We start from the raw sequence: 19,173 nt of genomic DNA, 5'->3' as shown, positions 1-19,173 counted from the left end.
GGCCACCTTTTGATCACGCCGGCCTATGTGCCCCCACTTCCAATATATAGAGATTGCGCCTTCTTCATGACACGCGAACGTGCGCGCGCCGTACTCGCGCATGGCACATGCCAGCCGGCAAGCCCGTGCGGCAACATCTGGTAACGACCCGCCCGAACTCCCGCGTTGTTCGGACGTCCGCGAGGCGCGCGACCGGTCGATCATCGGCGGCATGATCAATCGATGCACCGCCGGGACCCTGATGACCCTTTTCCGCCGCCTCCTGATCGCCGGACTGCTGCTCGCGCATCCGCATGCCAACGCCACCAGCTTCGACTGCCACCGCGGCCGCTCGCCGGCCGAGCGCATGATTTGCGGCGACTCCGCGCTGTCGGCGCTCGACGACACGTTGGGCCAACTCTACTGGCAAGCGCGTCGACGAGTCGCCCAGCGCCGCGCGTTCATCGACGACAGCGACAGCAAGTGGGCCTGGCGCGAAGCGAACTGCCGTGACGCCGCGTGTCTGCGGACGTGGTACGCGACGCGCATCGACGAATTGCAGCGGCTGCTGGCGAGCTTGCCGGGCGGCTCCCGGCGCGCGGCGTCCGCGGGTGGGGATGCGGACGCGCACCCGGACCCGTCGACGCTGCAATGCACGGCCGCGAAGCCCGGCCTCGTCGTCAACGAGCAGTGTGCAAGCGTGATCGGACAGTCGGGCAAGCGTTGGAAGTATCAGCCGCACGATGGCGACTGGTTTTGCGGCGTGGCCACGCTCCAGCCTGTGGACATGGCGCCGCCGCAAGCACAAGCGCCGATGCCGATGCAACCGCAGGTGCAGGCGAGCGTTGGGCAATGAGACGGCGAAACACACTGGCCACGACGGCGATCAACCTGCGCGCCGGGTGAATTGCGCACGCAAAGCTCAGTCAGCGGCCGACGGCTCACCGCCCTCGCCTGTGCCGAACAGCTCCGCGCAAAGCTGCGCGCCGATTTCGCTCAGCGACGCGGCTCCGGTGCCATCGTCGTGGAACATCGTATCGACGAGACCGCCGCCCGATAGCGCCGTCAATTGCCGCCGCAAGCTGCTCATCGGCACGCCGGCCTGCTTCGACAGCTTCGCTAGCGACCATGCGCGCCGGGGTGTCTCGCGATGCGCGCGCCATAGCTGCGCGAGTATCGCGGCGAGTTGCGGGTCGATGTCGTCGTCGTTCATGTCGGTCTCGCAGTTGTGAGGTGTCGGTCGTATCGCGGTTGCGCCCTTCACGTCATCGCCGTAGCCAGCTCGCCGAGCGTCTTCAGCGCCGCCTCGGCCGGCGCGTTCCACGGATAGCTGTAGTTGAGCCGGATGAAGTGCCGATAATCGTTGCGCGTCGAAAACATCATCCCCGGCCCGACCGTGATACCTCGTTCGAGCGCGGCCTGATAAAGCCGCATCGAGTCGATCGCAACCGGCAGCTCGACCCACAGCACGTAGCCGCCGCGCGGCGTCGACACGCGCGTGCCGACCGGGAAGAAGCGCAGCACCAGCGCACTCATGATGCTCGCCTGCTGCCGGTACACGCGGCGCAGATGCCGCAAATGCCGGTCGTAGCCATCCTGACGCAGATAATCGGCGACCGCGACCTGCGGCACCGACGGCGTCGTCAGCGTATTCAGGAACTTGAGCTTCTCGACCTGCGCGCGATAACGCCCCGGCAGCGCCCAGCCGATCCGGTACGACGCGCTCAGGCTTTTCGAAAACGACGCACAGTGCAGCACGAGCCCTTTGGTGTCGAACGTCTTCAGCGTCGATGGCCGCGCGTCGCCGAAATACAGCTCCTGGTAGACGTCGTTTTCGATCGCCGGAATCTCGTGCGCGGCCAGCAGTTCGACCAGCTGCCGCTTGCGCTCGTCGGACATGCAGAAACCGAGCGGATTCTGGAAGTTCGGCATCACCATGCACGCGGCGATCTTCTGCCGCGCGATCACCTTCGCGAGCGCGTCGATGTCGATGCCGTCGACCGGATGCGTCGCCACCTCGATTGCGCGCATGCCGAGGCGCTCGATCGCGTGCAGCATCGCGTAGAAGGTCGGCGATTCGACCGCGACGGTGTCGCCCGGCTTCGCGACCGCCTGCAGGCTCAGGTTGATCGCCTCCGTCGCGCCGAGCGTGATCACGATTTCGCCCGGATCGACCGGCAGACCGTTTTCCGCATAGCGCCGCGCGATCTGGCGGATCAGCTCGGGGTTGCCCGGCGGCAGATCGTCGATCAGATTCCAGCTCGCGTGCCGCCGCGCAACCGCGTTCGCGTACTGGTTGATGCGCCGCCACGGGAACAGCGACGGATCGGGATACGGCGAGCCGAACGGCACGGCGTCGTGCGCGCGGATGCTGCGCAGGGTCGACAGCACGAGCCGGCTCACGTCGACCGTCGCGGGCACTGGCGGCGGCGCGGACTTGCGGCCCGCGCCCGCCGCGGCGGGCACCGGCGCGAGCGCCCGCGCGGCCGCGTCGCGCACGAAATAGCCCGACTGCGGCCGGCTCTCGATGATGCCGCGGCTCTCCAGCAGCGCATACGCATGCAGCACCGTCTTGATGCTGACGCCGTGCTGCTGGCTCGCCTGCCGCACCGACGCAATCCGCTCGCCGGCCGCGAATACGCCGCGGCGCACGGCTTCGGTGATTTCGTCGGCGAGTTTTTCGTAGAGCTTCATGCGATTTGGGCGGTTCAGGGATCGTCGCGCAACTGTACTCCTATTCTTTCCGATTTTCTGTATCCGACGTGGATTGTAGAACACAGTACGCTTGCGGGCATTGGTCTGCAAAATCTGTCGAATCTGTCCATCGTCACGTCATGAAGAAGAACGAAGCACAAGCCGAACCCCGCATCGAGCCGTACAAGCACCCCGCCGCCGGCTGGGGCGCGCTGAAGCATGTCGCCATCAACCTGCTCAAGGAAAAGGTCGCGGGCGGCAACTACCGCACGCTGCTCAAGCAGAACCAGCCTGACGGCTTCGACTGCCCCGGCTGCGCGTGGCCGGATCGCGAGCACGCGTCGACGTTCGAGTTCTGCGAAAACGGCGTGAAGGCGGTGGCCGCCGAGGCCACCGGCAAGCGCGTGACGCCGGCGTTCTTCGAGCAGCACAGCGTCGCCGAGCTGATGACGCAATCCGACTTCGAGCTTGAGCAGCACGGCCGCCTGACCGATCCGCTCGTCTACGACGCCGCGCGCGACCGCTACGTGCCGATCGGCTGGGACGGCGCGTTCGAGCTCATCGCAAGCCATCTGAAGCGCCTCGACGATCCGAACCGCGCCGCGTTCTATACGTCGGGCCGCGCGAGCAACGAAGCCGCGTTCCTGTACCAGCTGTTCGTGCGCATGTACGGCACCAACAATTTTCCCGATTGCTCGAACATGTGCCACGAGGCGACGAGCCGTGGCCTGCCGCACACGGTCGGCGTAGGCAAGGGCACGGTCACGCTCGACGACTTCGAACACGCGGATACGCTGCTGATCTTCGGCCAGAACCCGGCCACCAACCATCCGCGCATGCTCGGCGAGCTGCGCGAATGCGCGAAGCGCGGCGCCACGATCGTGTCGATCAATCCGCTGAAGGAGCGCGGCCTCGAACGTTTCGCGAGCCCGCAGCATCCGGTCGAAATGCTGACGATGGGCAGCACGAAAATCAGCTCCGTGTTCATCCGTCCGAAGGTCGGCGGCGATTTCGCGCTGATCAAGGGCGTCGCCAAACGCGTGCTCGAACTCGACGACGAAGCGCTCGTGTCAGGCCTCGAGCGCGTGCTCGACGTCGACTTCATCGCCCAGCACACGGTCGGCTTCGCCGCATTCGCCGATGATCTGCGCGCCGAGCGCTGGGACACGATCGTCGCCGAGTCCGGCGTGCCGCTCGACGAGGTGCTGAAGCTCGCCGATATCTACGTGAAGGGCCGCGCGGTGATTTCGACCTGGGGCATGGGTCTCACGCAGCACAAGAACTCTGTCGCGACGGTGCAATTGCTGTCGAATCTGATGATGATGCGCGGCAATATCGGCCGGCGCGGCGCGGGGCTGTGCCCGGTTCGCGGCCACTCGAACGTGCAGGGCGACCGCACGGTCGGCATCGAGGAAAAGCCTACCGAAGCGTTTCTCGACAATCTTGGCGCAGTCTACGATTTCGCGCCGCCGCGTGAGCACGGTCTCGACGTCGTCAACACGATTCAGGCGATGCTCGATGGCAAGGTGAAAGTGTTCATCGGCCTCGGCGGCAATTTCTCGATCGCGACGCCGGATACGCCGCGCACGTGGGACGCGATGCGCGCATGCGAGCTGACCGTGCACGTGACGACGAAGCTCAATCGCAGCCACCTCGTGCATGGCCGCGACGCCCTCATCCTGCCAACGCTCGGGCGCACCGAGATCGATATTCAGAACGGCGTGGCGCAAGGCGTCAGCGTCGAGGATTCGATGAGCATGGTGCACATCTCATACGGGATGAACAAGCCGGCGTCGGACAATCTGCTATCCGAAGTGGCGATCGTCGCGCGCATGGCGCATGCGACTTTGGGCAGCGGCAAGGTGGACTGGCTCGCGCATGCGGCCGACTACGCATTGATTCGCGATGGCATCGCGAAGGTGATCGACGGTTTCGACGACTACAACGAGCGGCTGAAGAAGCCCGGCGGTTTCCATCTCGGCGTCGCGTCGCGCGATCGCATCTGGAAAACGCCGAGCGGCAAGGCGCAGTTCATCGTCCACGCGATCGCGCTCGACACGCCGATTCATCAGGCGAAGAAGCGTCACGGCGAACGCCTGATGACGCTGATGACCATCCGCTCACACGATCAGTACAACACGACGATTTACGGTCTCGACGATCGCTATCGCGGCGTGTACGGACAGCGGCGCGTGCTGTTCGCCAACAAGGACGATCTGGCGATGCTCGGGTTCGCGGCCGGTCAGCGTGTCGATATCACGAGCGTGTGGGCCGATGGCATCGAGCGACGGGTGGACGGTTTTCTGCTCGTCGAGTACGACATTCCGCGCGGCTGCCTCGGCGCTTATTACCCGGAGACGAATCCGCTGGTGCCGCTCTCCTCGGTCGCGGATGGCGCGGGTACGCCGACGTCGAAGTCGATTCCGGTGTTGTTGACCGCGTCGGCGGTGGAGGATGCCGCTGTTCTGGCGGCCTGAAGTCGGCTCTATTTTCCGCGCCTTGCGCGCGGCGTCCCTCACCCGGGCTTTTTCGCCAGATCGCGATGCGTCAGATACAGACGCAGATCGAATTCGATCTGGTGGTACCCCGGCTGCATGAACTCGCACAGACGATAGAACGCCTTGTTGTGATCGCTCTCTTTCAGATGAGCGAGTTCGTGCACGACGATCATCTTCAGAAACTCCGGCGCCGCGCCCTTGAATAACGACGCGATGCGGATTTCCTTCTTCGCCTTCAGCTTGCTGCCCTGCACGCGCGAAATGCTCGTATGCAGGCCGAGCGCGTGGCGCATCACGTCGAGCTTGCTGTCGTAAGCGACCTTGTCGATCTGCTCCGCGTTGCGCAGGTATTCGCGTTTGAGCTCGCCGCAGTACTCGTACAGCGCGCGGTCGGTTTGCACCTCGTGCGTGTTCGGGTACTTCTGCGCGAGATAGGAGCCGAGCTGATCGTCGGCGATCAGCGTTCTCACCTTCTCTTGCAGAGGTGCGGGGTAGCCGGTCAGGTATTTGAGCGAAGACATGAAGACGGATCGAGGTTGGCGAGGAGATATTACGCAGGGTCGCGCCGATCGACAAGGTTGGGCGCTTGTCCGGATTTACGCCGAGTTCTGGGGGCTCATCGCGTTATGCGGCGTGACATCATCGCGTTATGCGGCGTGACAGTTTCTCACTCAATTTGTCCGCATAGGCCAACGAAAGCGCTTCACCCGCACGCGCATGGCGCGAACATCTCGGTTTCACTCAGGCGGACATCGCGGCGCGTCTTGGCATCAGTCAGTCTGCTTATGCACAACAGGAAAACAGCGATCGCCTGCGCAAATCATCGCGCGAAAAGATCGCGGCTGCGCTCGGTATCAGCGCGAAGCAACTGGATTTCTGATCGGGAAAACTGGAGAGCGAGATCGGCACGGCGGTCATCGGCGTGCGCGCATCGTGCCTGTCATTTGCAACTCTGGTGCCGGGGACCGGACTTGAACCGGCAAGCCCGAAGGCGGCGGATTTTAAGTCCGCTATGTTTACCAATTTCATCACCCCGGCAAGGGTCGCAATCGCGCGTGGTCGCGAATTCTACCATCGCCTCGCCGCAGCCCCAAGAACGCCCGACACCACGTTCATCCCCAAGTCACAAACCTTGCCGATAATCCGCTCACGAAAACGATTACAGCGGGCCGCAAACCGATGACGCCGACGATCAAGGATGTCGCCGCCCACGCGGGCTTTTCCATCGCCACGGTATCGCGCGCGATCAACGCGCCGCATACCGTGAACCCCATCACGCTCGACAAGGTACGGCAGTCGATCGACGCGCTGAACTTCCGCCCGAGCCCGCTCGGCCGGCAATTGCGCGGCGAGCGCACGCGCCTGATCGGCGTCGTTCTGCCGACGCTCGCGAATCCGGTGTTCGCCGAATGCCTGCAAGGCATCGACGATCTCGCGTCGGCGCAAGGCTACCGGCTGATGCTGATGACCACGCAGTACCACGTTGAGCGCGAACGCCACGCAATCGAAACGCTGCGCGAGCATCGCGTCGAAGGCCTGATCCTGACCGTCGCCGATGCCGACACCCATCCGCTGCTCGACGAACTCGACCGCGACGGCCTGCTGTACGTGCTGATGCACAACGACACGGTGCGCCGCCCGTCCGTGTCGGTCGACAATCGCCTCGCCGCCTATGACGGCGTACGCCGGCTCATCGCCAACGGCCATCGCCGCATCCTGATGCTGGCCGGCTCGTTCGCCGCGTCGGATCGCGCGCGTCAGCGGCATCTCGGCTACACGCAGGCGATGCAGCAAGCCGGCCTCACGGCCGCGCCCGCGCTCGAAGTCGATTTCAACGCCGACGAACTCGCGCCGTCCGTGCTCGCGCACCTGACGCACGGCGCAAACCGTCCGACCGCCCTCTTCTGCAGCAACGATCTGCTCGCGATGGTCGTGATGCGCGGCCTGCGTCGCGCGCGTCTGAAGATTCCGCAGGACATGTCGATTCTCGGCTTCGACGGCCTCGCGATGGGCGAACTGCTGTCGCCAGCGCTCGCGAGCATCTGCGCGCCGAATCGCGAGATCGGCTGTGCGGCGTGGCAGCGCTTGCTCGCACGCATCGGCGGCGCGCGCGACGATCGCGCATTCCCCGCCACCTCGCTCGCGTTGACCCTGCCGCACAGCGTGCGCGAAGGCGCGACGATCGCGGCGCTCGGGTCCCACGCAGATTTCGACAGGGCATCACCAACGCAAGGGCTGACCGCCTAGGCAGCCTTCGCGCACTACAACCGCTTGCAACCACCACCTTTTACGGGCCCGGAGTGAGTGCGGAAGCACTTGCACCGATCGAACACAGGAGACCTGCAGTGACCCGCTCGACCTCACGTTTCGCATCCTCGCTCAGTCCGCTCTGGCAGAAACTGTCGCACGCCGCCGCGACCGTGCTACCGGCGAGCCTGCTCGTCGCCGGCGCGGCGTTCGTCACGCTCGCGCCGCAAACCGCGCGCGCCGATGAAACCGCGATCTGCTACAACTGCCCGCCCGAATGGGCCGACTGGGCGAGCCAGATCAAGGCGATCCAGCAAAAGACCGGCATTCGCGTGCCGTTCGACAACAAGAACTCGGGCCAATCGATCGCACAGCTGATGGCCGAGCAGAAAAGCCCGGTCGCCGACGTCGTGTATCTCGGCGTGTCGTCCGCGTTCCAGGCCAAGGACAAGGGCGTGATCCAGACATACAAGCCCGCGCACTGGGACGACATTCCGGCCAGCCTGAAAGACCCGCAAGGCTACTGGTTCACGATCCACTCGGGCACGCTCGGCTTCTTCGTCAACAAGGACGCGCTCGAAGGCAAGCCGGTGCCGCGCTCGTGGGCCGATCTGCTGAAGCCCGAATACAAAGGAATGATCGGCTACCTCGATCCGTCGAGCGCGTTCGTCGGCTATGCGGGCGCGGTCGCGGTGAACCAGGCGCTCGGCGGCACGCTCGATAACTTCGAGCCGGGCCTCGACTGGTTCAGGAAGCTCAAGGCGAACGCGCCGATCGTGCCGAAGCAAACCGCGTACGCGCGCGTGCTGTCCGGCGAAATTCCCATCCTGCTCGACTACGACTTCGACGCGTATCGCGCGAAGTACAAGGATCATGCGAACGTCGAGTTCGTGATTCCGCAGGAAGGCACGATCTCGGTGCCGTACGTGATGAGCCTCGTGAAGGGCGCGCCGCATGAAACGAACGGCAAGAAGGTGCTCGATTTCGTGCTGTCTGACGAAGGCCAGAAGCTGTGGGCGCAAGCGTATCTGCGGCCGGTGCGCGCGAGCGCGATGAATGCCGAGACCGCCGCGCAGTTCCTGCCCGCGAGCGAATACGCGCGCGCGAAGCCGGTCGACTTCGCGAAGATGGCCGAAAAGCAGTCGGGCTTCGGCGAGCGCTATCTGCAGGTGATGCATTGAACGACGTCACGTTCCCGCTGCGCTGGCGCATCGCGTTGCTCGCGCCGGCGCTCGCGGTATTCATCGCGTTCTGGCTGCTGCCGATGGGCGCGCTCGCGCAGCTCTCCGGCGGCGGCCACGCGTTCGCGACCTATCGCGCGATGCTGACCAATCCGCGTTATATGTCGAGCCTCGGCGCGACCGTCGTGCTGTCGGCGGCGGTCACGGCGGCCACCCTGGTGCTGTCGGTGATCGCGGGGCTGCTGCTCGCGCGCCGCGAGTTCGTCGGCAAGCGCACGCTGTTCGCGCTGCTGACGTTTCCGCTCGCGTTTCCGGGCGTCGTCGTCGGCTTCATGGTCATCATGCTGGCCGGGCGTCAGGGGCTGATCGGCGCGCTCTCGCTGAAACTCGCGGGCGATCGCTGGGTATTCGCGTATTCGATGAGCGGCCTGTTTCTCGGCTATCTGTACTTCTCGATTCCGCGCGTGATCGTCACCGTGATGGCCTCCGCGACCAAGCTCGATGCCTCGCTTGAAGAGGCCGCGCGCTCGCTCGGCGCATCGCCGTGGCGCATCATGCGCGACATCGTGCTGCCGGCGCTGTCGCCCGGTCTGATCGCGGCAGGCGCCGTGTGCTTCGCGACCGCGATGGGCGCGTTCGGCACGGCGTTCACGCTCGCCACCGACATCGACGTGCTGCCGATGACCATCTATACCGAGTTCACGCTGAACGCGAACATGGTGACCGCCGCGGGGCTGTCGATCGTGCTGGGCATCGTCACGTGGGCGGTGCTGGCCATCGCGCGCAGCGCGAGCGGTTCGGGCGTGGCGGCGAGCGCATGAACGACAACCCATCCATGAACTCAGTCACGGCCTCCTCGCCGTCGCAACCGGCAGCGGGACCGCGCACGCTACGCGCGTGGCCTTCCTCGCGAACCTGGCTCGCCGCGGGTCAATGGTTCGTCACCCTGCTGCTGTGCGCGTTCCTGATCGTGCCGGTCGTCATGTCGATCGTCGCGGGGCTGACGGTCAACTACTTCAAGGGTGTGTCGAGCGGACTCACGCTGCGCTGGCTCGTCGAAGTGTGGAGCCAGTATCACGGCTCGGTGTGGCTGTCGCTCGAAGTGGCCGCCGCGACGCTCGTCGTCACGCTGTTGACCGGCGTACCCGCGGGCTACGTGCTCGCGCGCAGCAAGACACGCTTCGCCCGCATCGTTGAGGAGTTTCTGGTGCTGCCGATCGCGCTGCCCGGCCTCGCATCGGCGCTCGCGCTGCTGGTGATCTACGGCGGCTTCACGGCGTTCCGGATGAGCACGGCGTTCATCGTGGTCGGGCATGTGGTGTTCACGCTGCCGTTCATGGTGCGCGCGGTCGCGGCGGTCTGCGCGAGCAGCGATCTGCGCACGCTAGAAGAAGGCGCGGCAAGCCTCGGCGCGGGCTTCTTCACGCGCTTCGTGACGATCGTGCTGCCGAACGCGCGGCCCGGCATCGTCGCGGGCGCGCTCGCGGTGCTGACGCTGTCGATCGGCGAATTCAACCTCACGTGGATGCTGCACACGCCGGACACGAAGACGCTGCCGGTCGGCCTCGCCGATACCTACGCATCGATGCGCATCGAGATCGGCAGCGCGTACACGATCCTGTTCTTCATCATGACGATGCCGCTCCTCGTCGCGATGCAATGGCTCGGCGTCGATGCGACCGGCCAGCGCAGCGCGTCGAACAGGCACGGCGCCGCCTCTTTCGCGAAACCCATCGACACGCCATGAAACTCACCTCGGTTCCCATCACGCTCACGCAATGCGCCAAGACGTTTCGCGGCACGCGCGTGCTCGAACCGCTCGACCTGTCGATCGGCGCGGGCGAAACCCTCGTGCTGCTCGGACCGTCGGGCTGCGGCAAGACGACGACGCTGCGCCTGATCGCGGGCCTCGAAACCCCGGACGCGGGCGGTCGCATCGCATTCGGCGACGACGACGTGACCACGCTGCCGATCGAAAAACGCGCGGTCGGCATGGTGTTCCAGAGCTACGCGCTGTTTCCGAACCTGACCGTGCGCGGCAACATCGGCTACGGTCTGAAGATCAGGCGCGTGCCGGCGGCAACTGCCCGCCAACGCATCGACGAACTGCTCGGCATGATGCGGCTTGCCGCGCACGCGGACAAACCGATCGATCAACTGTCGGGCGGCCAGCGTCAACGTGTGGCGCTCGCTCGCGCGCTCGCGGTGCAGCCGCGCGTGCTGCTGCTCGACGAACCGCTGACCGCGCTCGACGCGCGTCTGCGCGACGCATTGCGCACGGAGATGAACGCGCTGTTGCGCGAGCTCGGCATCACCACCGTCTACGTGACGCACGATCAGGCCGAGGCGATGGAGCTCGGCGATCGGATCGTCGTGATGAGCGCGGGACGCATCGAGCAGATCGGTTCGCCGCGTGACATCTACTATCGTCCGGCCAATCGCACGGTCGCGCAGTTCGTCGGCACGATCAACCGTATCGCGGGCGAGCCGCGCGACGGCATGCTGACGACGAGCGGCGGCGCCGTGCCGGTGCCCGCGCATGCATCGAATGCGACCGGCCCGCACGAAATCTTCTTTCGCCCCGAGGACGCGCGGCTCACCGACCCCGCGCTCGCGCAGTTGCGCGGCCTGATCGAAAGCACCGCGTTCCTCGGCGAACGCACGCGTCTGACGATTGGCGGCGCCGCGCCCGAGCCGCTCGTCGTCGATGTCGCGGGCCGTATCGAGCTTGCGCGTGGCACGCCGGTCGGCATTTCGATCGAGCGGGACGCACTGATTGCGCTATCGTAGGTACAAACAGCGCCGCAGCCAGGCGCTCAACACGAAGCAACAAGGACCTCTGTCATGCTGCTGGCCCAAATTAGCGATCTGCATATCAAACAACCCGGCGCACTCGCGTATCGCCGCGTCGATACCGCTCCCTACCTCGCGCGCTGCATCGACGCGCTGAACGCGCTCACACCGCGCCCCGACGCGGTGCTGATGACCGGCGACCTCGTCGATCAGGGCGACCCAGAGCAGTATGCGCACCTGAAGGCACTGCTCGCGCCGCTCGAGATCCCCTACTTCCTGATGGTCGGCAATCACGACGAACGCAACGCGCTGCGCGCGGCGTTTCCCGAGCGCGAGGAATTGCAAAGCGGCGGCGAGTTCGTGCAGTACGCGGCCGACGTCGGCCCGCTGCGCGTGATCGCGCTCGATTCGCTGGTGCCCGGTTCGAGCGCCGGCATGCTGTGTGACACGCGGCTCGCGTGGCTCGCGCAGCAGCTCGATGCGGCGCGCGGCAAGCCGGTCGTGGTCGCGCTGCATCATCCGCCGTTCGCGTGCGGCATCGGACATATGGACGAGATCCGGCTCGACCCGGCGGCATCGGACAAGCTCGCCGCGTTGATCGCCCGCTATCCCAACGTCGAGCGCGTGCTCTGCGGGCACGTGCATCGCTCGATGTTCGTGCGCTTCGGCGGCACGATCGCGAGCGCGATTCCCGCGCCCGCGCACCAGGTGGCGCTCGATTTTCGCGAGGAAGGACCGTCGGCGTTCGTGATGGAGCCGCCCGCTTACGCGCTGCATTACTACGCGCCGGCGACGGGCATCGTCACGCATCACGCGTATGTCGATCCGGCCGACGGCCCGTATCCGTTCTACGATGCTGGCGCGTTGATCGACTGACAGGAGCGGTAGATCTCTCTGCAACCGGATGGCGGACGCGCGGGCGAGCGCTCGCGCGACCGCCAGCAGGAACCCCGCCGCTCCGGTATGATCGGCACGCTTGAGGACCGCGCATGGGCCGGTCCGTCGATCCGCCTCCGTCATGTCCACTTCCGACGCTTCCACTTCCGCTTCCTCCGCCCGGTCGTTGCGCGGCGTGTTGCTGCTGCTCGCGACGATCGCCGGTGTCTCTGTGGCGAACATCTACTTCAATCAGCCACTCCTCGACAACTTGCGCCAGTCGTTTCCGGACAGCGCGTCCTGGGTCGGCGCGGTGCCTGCCGTCACACAGCTCGGCTACGCCGCCGGCATGCTGCTGCTCGCGCCGCTCGGCGACCGCTTCGACCGGCGTTTGCTGATCCTGCTGCAGATCGCCGGCATGTGCGTCGCGCTCATCGTCGCGGCGTCGGCGCCGACGCTCGCGGTGCTGATCGTCGCGAGCCTAGCGATCGGCGTGCTCGCGACGATCGCGCAACAGGCGGTGCCGTTCGCGGCCGAACTCGCGTTGCCGTCCGAGCGCGGCCACGCGGTCGGCACCGTGATGAGCGGCCTGTTGCTCGGCATCCTGCTCGCGCGGACCGCGGCGGGCATCGTCGGTGAATACTTCGGCTGGCGCGCGGTGTTTGGCGCATCGGTCGTCGCGCTGCTCGCGCTCGCGGTCGTCATCATTTTGCGTCTGCCGAAGAGCCAGCCGACCTCGACGCTGCCGTACGGCAAGCTGCTCGTGTCGATGTGGCATCTGGTGACCGAGCATCGCGCGCTGCGCGAGGCGTCGCTGACCGGAGCGGCGTTGTTCGGCGCGTTCAGCCTTTTCTGGTCGGTGCTCGCGCTGTTGCTCGCGGGTGCGCCGTTTCATCTCGGGCCGCAGGCGGCGGGGCTGTTCGGTATCGTCGGCGCGGCTGGCGCGCTGGCCGCGCCGCTCGCGGGCAAGTTCGCCGACCGGCGTGGCCCGCGCGCGATCATCACCGTGTCGCTCGTGCTGGTCGTGATCGCGTTCGTGATCTTCGGCGCATCGGCGAAGAGCATCGCGGGACTCGTGGTCGGCGTGATCATTCTCGACATCGGCGTGCAGGCCGCGCAGATTTCCAATCAGTCGCGCATCTATGCGTTGAAGCCCGATGCGCGCAGCCGCGTGAATACCGTGTACATGGTCGCGTATTTCATCGGCGGGGCGCTGGGCTCGGGTGTCGGCGCGATCGTGTGGCCGGCGTTCGGGTGGATCGGCGTCACTATCGCGGGGATCGGGTTTGCCGGGCTCGGCGCGTGGAATCATCTGCGCTTGCCGGCGCGGACGGGGCATTGATATCAATGCTGACCAGGGCCGGATAAGAATCGTCTTGTCGATTTGCCACCGCTGGCGGAGCCTGGTAACGCCTGTCGCATTCCGTCGCGCGGAATCATCCTTCGCCCATTTCATTACTCGTCATTACTTGATAGCTTAACGGACTGATGTGGGCACGAGTCGAAGACTCGCGCCATTGTTCATCGACGCGTTATGCGTTGTCCCCTGCCCGATCAAGTCCACACGCCGGTATGTCGAATAAATATAACTACGGAATACACGGCAATCTAACCGCGACGCAACTGTTCCTTCTAATCTCCGTGGATGAAACCATGGCCCAAATCGGTATCAGCGATGCCGTGGGCGCCTCCATGATCGTCGCAGGCTCGCGCTTCATTCCGACGCGAGGCAAATTTGGCGGCGCGGTAAAAGGCACGTCAGTGGCGTCGAAGCTGTCCCGCTCGCTATTGCCCTTCGAGTTAAAGCATCGAATTCTGCCTACATTCACGTCATGGACGAGCGTCGTGCTACTGCGCGTGAAGTTGACGAGCCATCTGGGCGTATTCGTCGGTCGAGCAATTCCCGGAGTCGGGTGGATAATCACCGCATCTGACGTGGCAATAATCGGCTACAAAACCGTCAATGCCTATAACCGCCTGGTCAAACCGGAGGATCGCCTGTAATGAACGACACTTGGCTCGATCTCACTCGGTTCATCCGCGAAATGCGCACGCCCGCTGGGCTGCCCCTCGACGACGAGCTGACCCGCGACATGGATCTGTATCACGATCTGGAGTGGGAGCCGGCGAGAATCCTCGACGTGATGCAGGCATGGGCTCAACGCTTCCAGGTGGACCTGCGCGATTTCGACGTCGCCTATTACGTTCCGTCCGCCAATATGCGAAAACTCGACATCGTCGCGGCCGCGTTGAAGTCCCCGTTCAGTGCCAGCGCGCGAGAATTACTCGGTGGACGTTCGCTTACCCTTGGGATGCTCGAAGAAGCCATGAAATGCGGATCATGGAAAACTGACTAGAAACGTCCTCCCGCGCAGGCTCTTACTCGCCGCCCCCCCGCCCCAACGCATACTCATGCAGCGCGTCGAGCACACGATCGAACTCGAACGATTTGTCGTAAAAGTGCCGCACGCCGTACTGCTCGCAGCGCGCTCGATACGCGGGCAACGCATGATTGGTCAGCACCGCCGCGAACATCGAATCGATCAGCCCCTCGCGCTGCAGATACGCGAGCACCGGCACACCCGAGCCCTGCTTCAGTTGCAAATCGACGATTACCGCGTCGAACGCTTCGTCGCCGAGTAACGCGATTGCCTGATCGGCGGAATCGGCATAAGCGGCCACGCGCAGCAAGCCCGAAGCATCGATCGCCTCGACGAGGCTGCGGCGGATCAGCGGCGAATCCTCGATCAGCAGCACGCGCAACGGCGCGCGGCTGGCTGGATCGGTAGCAGGGTTCGATTCGCTGTTCATCAGGATGTCTCGATCGTCCGTCATTCGATCAGACCATTCTTGATCGCGTAATACGTGAGGTCCGCGTTGTTCGCGAGTCGCATCTTCTCGAGCACTCGCGCGCGATACGTGCTCACCGTCTTGACCGACAGATGCAGTTCTTCCGCGATCTGAGTCGGCAACTGGCCGGCCGCGAGCTTGCAGAAGATCTGGAATTCGCGCTCCGATAGCGCTTCATGGGGACGCCCGGCGGCGGGCTTGTCGAGATTGTCGGCAAGCGTATCGGCGACCGCCTCCGACAGATAGCGGTGACCGCGCGCAACCGAGCGGATCGCGCGCACGATTTCTTCCGGCTCGCAGTCCTTGTTCAGATAGCCGTTCGCGCCCGCGCGCAGCAGATTGATCGCGTACTGGCTCTCGGGGTAGCCCGACAGGATCAGCACGCCCTGCTCCGGACGCACCTGCTTGATCACCCGCAACGTATCGATGCCGTTCTTGTCCGGCATCGCGATGTCGAGCAGCACCACGTCGAATGCCTGCTCGCGCACGAGGCCGATCGCTTCGTCGCCGGTCGCGGCCTCGGCGGCGACGCACATGTCCGGCTCGTCGGCGACGAATTGTCTGAAACCACCTCGAACGATCGCATGATCGTCAGCTATCAGCACTCGAATCATCGCTTGGGTGTCCGTGCAAAGGGAGTCGCTCCTAAGCCGACATTGTAATGATCCGCGGCCACGGCAGAACGTGGACTGCGAGGGCGGCTTCGCACCGCAGCCGCCGGCATTCCCGAGTTCGCTGGCGCCCGGTCAACACTATTGCGCCGCGTCTTCGTCGCTTCCCTGTCACTTTGGCGCGCTACTCACGCCCCGCGAGCAGATCCGCCATATCGTCGGCGTGCTCTTCCTCGACCGCGAGAATCTCCTCGAACAGCCGGCGCGTGGTCACGTCCTTCTCGCCGAGATAGTGGACGATCTCGCGGTACGTGTCGATCGCGATGCGCTCCGCGATCAGGTTCTCGCGAATCATGTCGGTCAGATCGGTGCCTTCCTTGTATTCCGAATGCGCGCGCGCCTTGATGCCGTCCGGCGCGAAATCGGGTTCGCCGCCAAGCTGCACGATGCGCTCGGCGATGCGATCGGCGTGTTCCTGCTCCTCGCTCGCGTGCTCGGCGAATTCTGTCGCGACCGCTTCGGAGTTGATGCCCTTCGCCATGAAGTAGTGACGCTTGTAACGCAGAGTGCAGACGAGCTCGGTGGCGAGCGCGTCGTTGAGCAGCTTGAGCACCGTGTCGCGATTCGCGCCGTAGCTCGGCGTGACCGGACCATCCGACATATGCTTGCGCGCGTCCTCGCGGATCTTTTTGATGTCCATCACGAACGTGTCGCCAGATTGCTTCGTCATCGAACTTCTCCTTTATCCGATATTGGGGAATCGCGCATCAGCACGAATCGCGCCTGATGCGCCGACGGTGGAGTGACGGCGCGCTTCGAACGCGGGCGCCTCGATCGAGGATTCAAACGCCGCGCGTTCCCGCGCCTTGTTGACTACCTGTACCTACGTATTGCGTACTTCGCTGCCGATCTCGTGTTACGTTCATCCAGGGCTCGCGTGGCTAGGTTCGAAACACGCCGAGCAGCAACGTGACCACGAACACGACGAGGAAGATGTAGAAGAGGATCTTCGCGATTTCGGCCGCGCCGGCCGCGATGCCGGTGAAGCCGAACACCGCCGCGATGATCGCGATCACGAAGAAGACGATGGCATAGTGAAGCATGGCATTTCTCCCTTTTGTTGGCCCTGCAATCGACTACCAGCAAACCCCTCGCCTGCTATGAAGGCGCGGCTTGCCGCCACTGCGATGGCCGCGCTAATCAATCGTTTTCTTCGTCACGACGAAGCCGAGCACGAGGAACACCACGCACAGCACGACAAAGACGAAGAACAGGAACTTCGCGATCGCCGCCGCGCCGGCCGCAATGCCGGTAAAGCCGAGAAGACCCGCGATCACCGCGATGATCGCGAAGAACAGCGCCCACTTCAGCATGATGGTTTTCTCCCGAAACATTGAATGAACGATCGGGTCCATGCTATCGATGCGCGGTGCCGCGCGCATTCCGACGCTCGCCGTTTTTCGTGTGAGAATCCGCTTACATTGGATTACGACGACGTTACGCGCGGCTTCGGTCGATGCTGAAGTCGACGCCCGAGTCGATGCCCTTTTTGCGGAGCAGCAAGTGTCGAATCTGCAGAACCCGCCGGAACAGCCTGGCGCGCGCGCCGCGGCGCGGCTCGCCGACTGGATGCGCAGGCGCAGTTGGGCGATCGCGATGACGGTCGCGATCGTGATCACGGTGGGCGGCCTCGTGATTCTCGAGAGCGCGCGTCAGCGCATCGCCGCCGAGTACGAGACCGCGCTCGAAGCGCGCGACGTCACCGTGCAACTGAGCACGCTCGCGAGCGACCTATCGCGCCTCAGCGCACAACAAAACCAGTTTCTTCTGACGAAGGACGACGCATCCGCGCAAGCGTTCTGCGCGAGCGCCGCGCGCATTCGCGAGACCACCCGGCAGTTGGACCACTTCTATCGCGGCGGGCGCGCGGACAGCGCGGAGCTCGCGAGCTTTACGCAGATTCTCGCGCTGATCGACGCGCGCATCGGCGCGGGCACCGCCGCGATGCAGCGCGTGGCGCCGCATCCGCTAGAACTCGGCGGATGCGGGCCCGCGAGCGACGTCAATCCGGCGGACGCGTCGCTGATCGACAGCACGCTCACGCTGCTGCGCGACAACGAGGAGCGCCGCGCGCAGCACGCGCTGGCCGCGAGCCGCGCCGATCAGCGGCTGTCGACGCTGTGCGCGGCGGGGCTGTCGGCGCTGAACATCGTGCTGTTCATTCTGCTGTTTCGCAATCTAGGCATCCAGATCGACCGGCAGGCGCGCGCGCAGCGTCAGCTGATTACGCAGCAAGAGGAACTCGACCAGCTGGTGGGCGAGCGCACGCGCCAGCTCGAAGCGCTCGGCTGGCATCTGCAGGCGGTCAGCGAAAACGAAAAGACCCAGCTCGCACGCGAGCTGCACGACGAGCTCGGCGCGATTCTGACCGCATGCCGGATGGACGTAGCGTGGGCGCGCCGCAAGCTGAAGGACAGCGGGCCGGACATCGCCGACAAGCTGCAGCGCGCGCTCGCCAATCTCGACCAGGGTATCGCGTTGAAGCGGCGCATCATCGAGGACATGCGGCCGACCGTACTCGCCAATTTCGGGCTCGTCACCGCGCTGCGCACGCTCGCCGACGAAGCCGCGCAGCGCAACAACTGGACGCTCGAACTGCACCTGCCCGCCGACGATGTCCAGCTCGACGAACAGACCGAGATCGCGCTCTTTCGGGTCGCGCAGGAGTCGCTGACGAACGCCGCCAAGTACGCGCGGGCCTCGAAGGTCGGCATCGCGCTGCGGATCGGCGATGGCGAGGTCGCGCTGCATATCGCGGACAACGGCGTCGGCATCATGCCGGCCGATCTGAAACGCACGCATACGCATGGCCTGCTCGGCATGCGGCAGCGCGTGGCCGCGCATGGCGGACGCTTCGACATCCGCCGTGGCGCGCAAAACGGCACCGAAATCGACGTCGTGATGCCGAGCGCAAGCACGGCGACGCCTTCGATCGATCAGCCGCCGGCGTCGCCGGCCACACCGATCACTTCGTCGCAAAACCCCGTCTGACGCATGCTGGCCGTCGCACCGCAAAGCCGTTGTAGGAGTGCGCCGACGCAAACACCGGAGCACGCCTACAACAAAATCGCGGCACGGCCGACAGCGCCGCCCCCAACCTTTTTTTTACCATGCAATCAGGCCGGTTCGAAACCGGATCGAAACCTGATCGACTGGCATGGCCCCGGTCGGACGACATCAACCGATGCATTCTCGACAAGGAGAAGTTTCATGACTCGACTGATCGCTTTGCTTGTGCTCGCAGGAACCGCCATGCTCGTCACGGGTTGCAACACGATGGCCGGCGCCGGCCAGGACATTTCGAAGGGCGGCCACGCCATCACGAACGAGGCGGAAAAGGCAAAATAAGCCGGCACATGGCAGCAGGTTTTGCAGAGCCCGTCG

Annotated in this window: 21 protein-coding genes, 1 tRNA gene and 1 pseudogene; 14 read left to right on the top strand and 9 right to left on the bottom strand. The window is 64.8% G+C overall.

What is annotated here, in order from left to right; genetic code table 11:
• Positions 1–241 precede the first annotated feature (241 nt).
• Positions 242–835 (top strand): lysozyme inhibitor LprI family protein, encoded by a 594-nt coding sequence (locus QFZ91_RS21140; RefSeq protein WP_429568323.1) that lies wholly within the window; start codon positions 242–244, stop codon positions 833–835.
• Positions 836–901: 66 nt separating this feature from the next.
• On the opposite strand, the gene QFZ91_RS21135 is transcribed toward QFZ91_RS21140, so the two are convergent.
• Complete coding sequence (locus tag QFZ91_RS21135; protein ID WP_176108142.1) at positions 902–1,192, bottom strand: helix-turn-helix domain-containing protein; 291 nt, start codon at positions 1,190–1,192, stop codon at positions 902–904.
• Positions 1,193–1,239: 47 nt separating this feature from the next.
• On the bottom strand, positions 1,240–2,673 hold the full coding sequence (locus tag QFZ91_RS21130; protein ID WP_429568322.1) for a PLP-dependent aminotransferase family protein: 1,434 nt from the start codon (positions 2,671–2,673) through the stop codon (positions 1,240–1,242).
• 140 nt (positions 2,674–2,813) lie between these two features.
• Here QFZ91_RS21130 and QFZ91_RS21125 point away from each other — a divergent pair, with 140 nt between their 5' ends.
• On the top strand, positions 2,814–5,150 hold the full coding sequence (locus tag QFZ91_RS21125) for an FdhF/YdeP family oxidoreductase (protein WP_429568321.1): 2,337 nt from the start codon (positions 2,814–2,816) through the stop codon (positions 5,148–5,150).
• Positions 5,151–5,188: 38 nt separating this feature from the next.
• Here QFZ91_RS21125 and QFZ91_RS21120 read toward each other — a convergent pair whose 3' ends face one another.
• Positions 5,189–5,692, bottom strand: a complete 504-nt coding sequence (locus QFZ91_RS21120) for a M48 metallopeptidase family protein (RefSeq protein ID WP_429568320.1) — start codon at positions 5,690–5,692, stop codon at positions 5,189–5,191.
• A gap of 173 nt (positions 5,693–5,865) precedes the next feature.
• On the opposite strand from QFZ91_RS21120, the pseudogene QFZ91_RS21115 reads away from it, so the two are divergent.
• Positions 5,866–6,051 (top strand): annotated as a pseudogene (locus QFZ91_RS21115) (helix-turn-helix domain-containing protein); the annotation flags it as partial.
• A gap of 73 nt (positions 6,052–6,124) precedes the next feature.
• Here QFZ91_RS21115 and QFZ91_RS21110 read toward each other — a convergent pair.
• Positions 6,125–6,209, bottom strand: a tRNA-Leu gene (locus QFZ91_RS21110).
• Positions 6,210–6,350: 141 nt separating this feature from the next.
• Between QFZ91_RS21110 and QFZ91_RS21105 the strand changes: the two genes are divergently transcribed.
• The 9 genes from QFZ91_RS21105 (at position 6,351) to QFZ91_RS21065 (ending at position 14,625) form a co-directional block, all read left to right on the top strand.
• Positions 6,351–7,418, top strand: a complete 1,068-nt coding sequence (locus QFZ91_RS21105; RefSeq protein ID WP_429568319.1) for a LacI family DNA-binding transcriptional regulator — start codon at positions 6,351–6,353, stop codon at positions 7,416–7,418.
• A gap of 98 nt (positions 7,419–7,516) precedes the next feature.
• Entirely contained in the window at positions 7,517–8,599 is a 1,083-nt protein-coding gene (locus QFZ91_RS21100; RefSeq protein ID WP_429568318.1) for an ABC transporter substrate-binding protein, read from the top strand.
• A complete protein-coding gene (locus tag QFZ91_RS21095) occupies positions 8,596–9,420 on the top strand; it encodes an ABC transporter permease (protein WP_429568317.1) in 825 nt (274 codons plus the stop codon). The genes QFZ91_RS21100 and QFZ91_RS21095 overlap by 4 nt, the downstream gene beginning before the upstream one ends.
• 14 nt (positions 9,421–9,434) lie before the next feature.
• On the top strand, positions 9,435–10,346 hold the full coding sequence (locus tag QFZ91_RS21090; RefSeq protein ID WP_429568316.1) for an ABC transporter permease: 912 nt from the start codon (positions 9,435–9,437) through the stop codon (positions 10,344–10,346).
• Positions 10,343–11,389, top strand: a complete 1,047-nt coding sequence (locus QFZ91_RS21085) for an ABC transporter ATP-binding protein (protein WP_368718745.1) — start codon at positions 10,343–10,345, stop codon at positions 11,387–11,389. The genes QFZ91_RS21090 and QFZ91_RS21085 overlap by 4 nt, the downstream gene beginning before the upstream one ends.
• 54 nt (positions 11,390–11,443) lie before the next feature.
• Positions 11,444–12,268, top strand: a complete 825-nt coding sequence (locus QFZ91_RS21080) for a phosphodiesterase (RefSeq protein WP_176382079.1) — start codon at positions 11,444–11,446, stop codon at positions 12,266–12,268.
• Positions 12,269–12,410: 142 nt separating this feature from the next.
• On the top strand, positions 12,411–13,610 hold the full coding sequence (locus QFZ91_RS21075) for an MFS transporter (RefSeq protein ID WP_176108131.1): 1,200 nt from the start codon (positions 12,411–12,413) through the stop codon (positions 13,608–13,610).
• 230 nt (positions 13,611–13,840) lie between these two features.
• Entirely contained in the window at positions 13,841–14,272 is a 432-nt protein-coding gene (locus tag QFZ91_RS21070; protein ID WP_429568315.1) for an STM2901 family protein, read from the top strand.
• Positions 14,272–14,625, top strand: coding sequence for a DUF1493 family protein (locus QFZ91_RS21065; protein ID WP_176124072.1), 354 nt, complete (start codon positions 14,272–14,274; stop codon positions 14,623–14,625). Before QFZ91_RS21070 ends, QFZ91_RS21065 begins: the two co-directional genes overlap by 1 nt.
• 22 nt (positions 14,626–14,647) lie before the next feature.
• Here the strand turns inward: QFZ91_RS21065 and QFZ91_RS21060 are convergent, their stop codons facing one another.
• The 5 genes from QFZ91_RS21060 to QFZ91_RS21040 form a co-directional block, all read right to left on the bottom strand.
• On the bottom strand, positions 14,648–15,079 hold the full coding sequence (locus QFZ91_RS21060; protein ID WP_176382183.1) for a response regulator: 432 nt from the start codon (positions 15,077–15,079) through the stop codon (positions 14,648–14,650).
• 20 nt (positions 15,080–15,099) lie between these two features.
• A complete protein-coding gene (locus QFZ91_RS21055; protein ID WP_429568314.1) occupies positions 15,100–15,732 on the bottom strand; it encodes a response regulator in 633 nt (210 codons plus the stop codon).
• 181 nt (positions 15,733–15,913) lie between these two features.
• Positions 15,914–16,459 (bottom strand): ferritin-like domain-containing protein, encoded by a 546-nt coding sequence (locus QFZ91_RS21050; RefSeq protein WP_429568313.1) that lies wholly within the window; start codon positions 16,457–16,459, stop codon positions 15,914–15,916.
• 211 nt (positions 16,460–16,670) lie between these two features.
• Complete coding sequence (locus QFZ91_RS21045; protein WP_006052455.1) at positions 16,671–16,832, bottom strand: DUF1328 domain-containing protein; 162 nt, start codon at positions 16,830–16,832, stop codon at positions 16,671–16,673.
• Positions 16,833–16,925: 93 nt separating this feature from the next.
• A complete protein-coding gene (locus tag QFZ91_RS21040; RefSeq protein WP_013089874.1) occupies positions 16,926–17,102 on the bottom strand; it encodes a DUF1328 family protein in 177 nt (58 codons plus the stop codon).
• A 40-nt stretch (positions 17,103–17,142) separates the two neighbouring features.
• On the opposite strand from QFZ91_RS21040, the gene QFZ91_RS21035 reads away from it, so the two are divergent.
• Together QFZ91_RS21035 and QFZ91_RS21030 are read left to right on the top strand one after the other, a co-directional pair.
• Positions 17,143–18,780: a sensor histidine kinase gene (locus tag QFZ91_RS21035; protein ID WP_429568312.1), complete on the top strand. Its 1,638-nt coding sequence runs from the start codon at positions 17,143–17,145 to the stop codon at positions 18,778–18,780.
• A 219-nt stretch (positions 18,781–18,999) separates the two neighbouring features.
• Complete coding sequence (locus QFZ91_RS21030) at positions 19,000–19,137, top strand: entericidin A/B family lipoprotein (protein ID WP_013089876.1); 138 nt, start codon at positions 19,000–19,002, stop codon at positions 19,135–19,137.
• Positions 19,138–19,173: the final 36 nt, after the last annotated feature.

The sequence above is a fragment of the Paraburkholderia sp. JPY419 genome (assembly GCF_050435705.1).
GTDB lineage: Bacteria > Pseudomonadota > Gammaproteobacteria > Burkholderiales > Burkholderiaceae > Paraburkholderia > Paraburkholderia youngii.
Note: the sequence above shows the minus strand (reverse complement) of the source record. Positions and strands in the feature narration are given on the sequence as shown.